The 2,596-nt window shown below is 67.6% G+C and carries 4 protein-coding genes; 3 read left to right on the top strand and 1 reads right to left on the bottom strand.

Annotated features, from left to right (window positions below; all coding sequences use genetic code 11):
• Positions 1 to 78: 78 nt before the first annotated feature.
• The gene (locus tag QSJ40_RS12505; protein ID WP_285731328.1) at positions 79 to 384 is read right to left on the bottom strand and encodes a transposase; all 306 of its coding nucleotides are present in this window, start codon (positions 382 to 384) and stop codon (positions 79 to 81) included.
• 65 nt (positions 385 to 449) lie between these two features.
• Between QSJ40_RS12505 and QSJ40_RS12500 the strand changes: the two genes are divergently transcribed.
• From QSJ40_RS12500 to QSJ40_RS12490, 3 genes are read left to right on the top strand one after another with little or no spacing between them, the layout of a single operon-like run.
• On the top strand, positions 450 to 917 hold the full coding sequence (locus tag QSJ40_RS12500) for a hypothetical protein (protein ID WP_285731326.1): 468 nt from the start codon (positions 450 to 452) through the stop codon (positions 915 to 917).
• Positions 910 to 1,767 (top strand): tyrosine-type recombinase/integrase, encoded by an 858-nt coding sequence (locus QSJ40_RS12495; protein WP_285731324.1) that lies wholly within the window; start codon positions 910 to 912, stop codon positions 1,765 to 1,767. Before QSJ40_RS12500 ends, QSJ40_RS12495 begins: the two co-directional genes overlap by 8 nt.
• A gap of 9 nt (positions 1,768 to 1,776) precedes the next feature.
• Positions 1,777 to 2,079 carry a site-specific integrase gene (locus QSJ40_RS12490; protein WP_285731321.1) on the top strand — a complete coding sequence of 101 codons (303 nt, stop codon included), beginning with the start codon at positions 1,777 to 1,779 and terminating at the stop codon, positions 2,077 to 2,079.
• Positions 2,080 to 2,596: the final 517 nt, after the last annotated feature.

Below are 2,596 nucleotides of genomic sequence, written 5' to 3'. Positions count from 1 at the left end.
CTCAGCCGCAGGGAACTCGACATGATCCAGGACAGTCTCAACGGGCGCCCTCGGAAGACATTGGGCTATCTGACACCATCAGAGAAGCTCGCAGAGTTCCTTGCGCTCACCGCTTGAATCCGCCATCGCATTCGCTCGGCGCAGCTCACGGACTTCGGACTCCAGCTCGCGGAGTCGTTGCGCATCACTGGTGGTGGTTCCAGGGCGCTGGCCCTCATCGATCTGGGCCTGGCGGACCCGGCCGCGCAGGGTCTCGGGATTGATCCCGAGCTGCTCACCGACTCGGCGGAACACCGCACGGCCGTTGCCTTCTTCTGCTTGGTCCATCGCCAGCCGGACCGCGCGTTCGCGAAGCTCGTCAGGGTACTTCCTCGGTGCTGCCATGCTCTGCATCCTTCCGTGGGATCAGAGCCTCCACCAGACCCAGGGCGATACAGTCGGGGTGGCCTGTGTTCCACCAGACGACGATTGCCCGCATCGAAGCTGGCAGCCGGCCGGTCAAGCTGGACGAGGCCATTGCGATCGCTGGGAGCCTCGATGTAGACCTCACCAGGCTGGTCAACGACCAGGACGCAATGACGGTCCAACGGTCCTACCAAGCCGCGATGCGGACCCGTGATGAACTGGCAGCCCTGGCCGCCACCTATTTCCGACGCCAGATCTCGCTGACCGTGGCGCTGGAGGTACCGCCGGACGCGCTGCAGGGCATGGACGCCACAGAAGCCTCCACCATCACCAGGGAGAGCCCCGGCGATGTGGCCATGGAAGGTGTCATCGACCTTGCAGCGGCCGCCGAGATGTACAGCTACGAGGAATACCGAGAGCTCGCCCTCCAGTCAGCACGAGGGATCCATCAGAGGCACAGCCGAAAGGGCACCACCGAGGCCCTGGGCGAGGAAGGCGAGACCGATGCCTAGGCCGCAGCTGCCCATCGGCACGTTGGGTGAGATCAGCACCACCGAGTTCGGGAAGCGCCGCGTGCGCGCCCGTGCCCGCTACCGGGATCTGACCGGCAAGACACGGCAGCTCGAGGCCACGAGCACGAGCGCGACCGCGGCGCGGCGCGCTCCCGAGCGCACCTTCTCGCAGCGTATGGCCGCAGCCGGGGACCTCATCACCCCGTCCATGCGGGTGGCCGCACTGCCCGAGGTGTGGGTGGCGGAGATCGCGCAGTCCTCGCGGTCGCCGCAGACGGTGGCGCAGTACCGGCGCATCATCGAGACGGTGATCGTGCCGGGCGTCGGCGGGCTCACGCTGTGGGAGGCGACCACGGGCCAGCTGGATCGCTTCTTGAAGGGTGTGGCCGCGACGACGCCAGGGCGGGCCAAGACGGCCAAGACGGTGCTCGCGCAGATGTTCGGGCTGACGGCCCGGCATGACGCTGTGCGGGCCAACCCGGTGCCGGACACGCGGCTGCCTGAGCGCCGTGCGAAGGCGGTGCGGGCGCTGAGCGTGGACGAGGTGCGGGCGCTGCGGCGCGGCCTGCGGGCCTACCTGGCGGAGCCGACGAGCAGCGGACCAGCGCGGGCCCAGGACCTCGCAGAAGTCGTGGACGTGGCACTGGGCACCGGGGCGCGTGTGGGCGAGCTCCTGGCCCTGCGATGGGCGGACGTGGACCTCGGGGCCTCCCCCGTGACGGTGACCATCAGCGGCACCGTAGTTTGCACCGAGGCCGGACTCATCAGGCAGGGCCACGCCAAGACGGCGGCCGGCTTCCGAACGGTGTCCGTGCCGCGGTTCGCCGCCGATGTGCTGCTGCGCCGATGAGTGGAAGAGTTGCCAAACACCCGCGATCTGGTGCTCCCGTCGTCCACGGGGACACTGCGGGAGGTGAACAACCTCGAGCGGCAGTGGCGCGACGCCCGGAAATCGGAGCACCTGCGGGGCTTCGAGTGGGTCACCTGGCACACGTTCCGCAAGACGGTGGCCACGCGGGTGGATCGGCATTCCGGCACGGAGGATGCGGCAGCGGTGCTGGGCCACTCCGGCACGGCTGTGACCTCGAAGCACTACGTTCAGCGAGCGTCCGTGGCGCCGGACGCATCTGCCGCGCTCGAGGTGATCGGTAACGATGCCTGAGACCCGAGCAACGGAGAACGCACCCCTCTATGTCCTACCGAAGACCCCGGATGGGACCACGCCCATCATCCTGGGTCTGGAGTGGCGCGTCTGGACCCAGGGAACGTCCTTCTACTTGGCCACCCGAAGCACCCTCAAGCACCTCAAGGCCAGCCTTCACGGGCCAGAACGCCCCGGTTGTAGCGACTACTGGAAGCTCGAACAGATCAGGAGCTACGTTCAGAAGCACGGCACCAGTGGCTTTGTGACCTACGCCTCGGAAGACATGCAGGACGACACCAAGCCTCTGATCTTCCCCGGGCGTCCGTTCGGCGCAGCCGTCCGACATGCGGTTCGGATCCGCTGGGGACTGCCGCACGGATAGGTGACATCTGATCTGGCTTGCCCGGAGGGCGGCCTGGAAGGATGTGCACCATGCCCGCTCCCTACCCCCAGGAGTTCCGCGAAGACGTCGTGCGAGTGGCCCGGTCCCGTGAGGACGGCATCACCATCGCGCAGATCGCGAAGGACCTCGGCG

The organism is Kocuria sp. NBRC 114282 (genome assembly GCF_030268385.1).
Classification (GTDB): domain Bacteria; phylum Actinomycetota; class Actinomycetes; order Actinomycetales; family Micrococcaceae; genus Kocuria; species Kocuria palustris.
Note: the sequence above shows the minus strand (reverse complement) of the source record. Positions and strands in the feature narration are given on the sequence as shown.

Bases quoted from the DNA above. Each gene is read 5' to 3' on its own strand.
- QSJ40_RS12505 (WP_285731328.1), bottom strand. From the start codon at position 384: ATGGCAGCACCGAGGAAGTACCCTGACGAGCTTCGCGAACGCGCGGTC.
- QSJ40_RS12495 (WP_285731324.1), top strand. From the start codon at position 910: ATGCCTAGGCCGCAGCTGCCCATCGGCACGTTGGGTGAGATCAGCACC.